The organism is Mesorhizobium sp. WSM4308 (assembly GCF_002294905.1).
Taxonomy (GTDB): domain Bacteria; phylum Pseudomonadota; class Alphaproteobacteria; order Rhizobiales; family Rhizobiaceae; genus Mesorhizobium.
Window position 1 is genome coordinate 1 of record NZ_NSFW01000046.1, and the last position, 1503, is coordinate 1503.

Annotated in this window: 1 protein-coding gene and 1 riboswitch; the gene reads left to right on the forward strand. The window is 62.0% G+C overall.

Annotated elements, in window-relative coordinates; translation table 11 throughout:
• A riboswitch (TPP riboswitch) is annotated at window positions 1–117 on the forward strand.
• 103 nt (window positions 118–220) lie between these two features.
• A partial coding sequence (gene thiC / locus CK227_RS36035; RefSeq protein ID WP_095776202.1) for a phosphomethylpyrimidine synthase ThiC occupies window positions 221–1503 on the forward strand: 1283 nt, incomplete at its 3' end.

Here is a 1503-nt window from a genome sequence, read left to right on the forward strand (position 1 = left end):
GGCATTCACCAGGGGAGTCCCGGCAAGGGGCTGAGATACTGCTGGCTTTCGCGGCGCAGTGACCCGTTGAACCTGATCCAGTTCATACTGGCGTAGGGACGGTGCAAGCGCTTTGCGGGAGTTTACGCCCGAGGTCCTGTTTCGGCAGGTCGAGCAAAGCGTCTTTTCATCCTTCCGGCACAGAACTGGGTCTCCAATGCATGAGCAAAGGAGCCTCACGATGAATGCCCTCACCCCCGCCGTGTCGACGGGACCACTGCCCGCCTCGCGGAAAATCCACAAGCCCGGCGTCCTCTACCCGCAGATCAGGGTGCCGATGCGCGAGATTTCCGTCCATCCGACGGCCGGCGAACCGCCCGTCACCGTCTACGATCCGTCCGGCCCCTACACCGATCCATCAGTCGAAACCAGCATCGAAAAAGGCCTTGCCCGGCTTCGCCACGAATGGGTCACGGCGCGTGGCGATGTCGAAGCCTATGACGGCCGCCACGTCCGGCCGGAAGACAATGGATTCGCCACCGGCGAGCGCCTGACACCGGAATTTCCGATACGCAATCGGCCGCTCAAGGCCAAGCAGGGCAAGGCGGTGACCCAACTTGCCTATGCGCGCGCCGGCATCATCACGCCAGAAATGGAGTTCGTAGCCATCCGCGAGAATCTCGGCCGCGAGGTGATGCGCGGCAAGCTGCAACGCGACGGCGAAGCCTTCGGCGCGGCGATCCCAGATTTCGTCACACCCGAATTCGTGCGCGACGAGGTGGCGCGCGGACGCGCAATCATTCCCGCCAACATCAATCATCCCGAGAGCGAGCCGATGATCATCGGTCGCAATTTTCTGGTCAAGATCAACGCCAACATCGGCAACTCGGCTGTCACATCATCGATGGCCGAAGAGGTCGAAAAAATGGTCTGGGCGATCCGCTGGGGCGCGGACACGGTGATGGACCTGTCGACCGGCCGCAACATCCACAACATCCGCGACTGGATCGTGCGCAATGCGCCGGTGCCGATCGGTACGGTGCCGCTCTATCAGGCGCTGGAAAAGGTCAACGGCATCGCCGAGGATCTGAACTGGGAGGTCTACCGCGACACGCTGATCGAGCAGGCCGAGCAAGGCGTCGACTATTTCACCATCCACGCCGGCGTGCGGCTGCACTACATCCCGCTGACCGTCGACCGGGTCACGGGCATCGTCTCGCGCGGCGGCTCGATCATGGCCAAATGGTGCCTGCACCATCACCGGGAGAGCTTCCTCTACGAGCATTTCGAGGAGATCTGCGACATCGCCAGAGCCTATGACGTCTCCTTCTCGCTCGGCGACGGCCTTCGTCCCGGTTCAATCGCCGATGCGAACGACGCGGCGCAATTCGCCGAACTGGAAACACTTGGAGAACTCACCAAGATTGCCTGGGCAAAGGACTGCCAGGTGATGATCGAAGGCCCGGGCCATGTCCCCATGCACAAGATCAAGCAGAACATGGACAAGCAGCTCGCAGTGTGCGG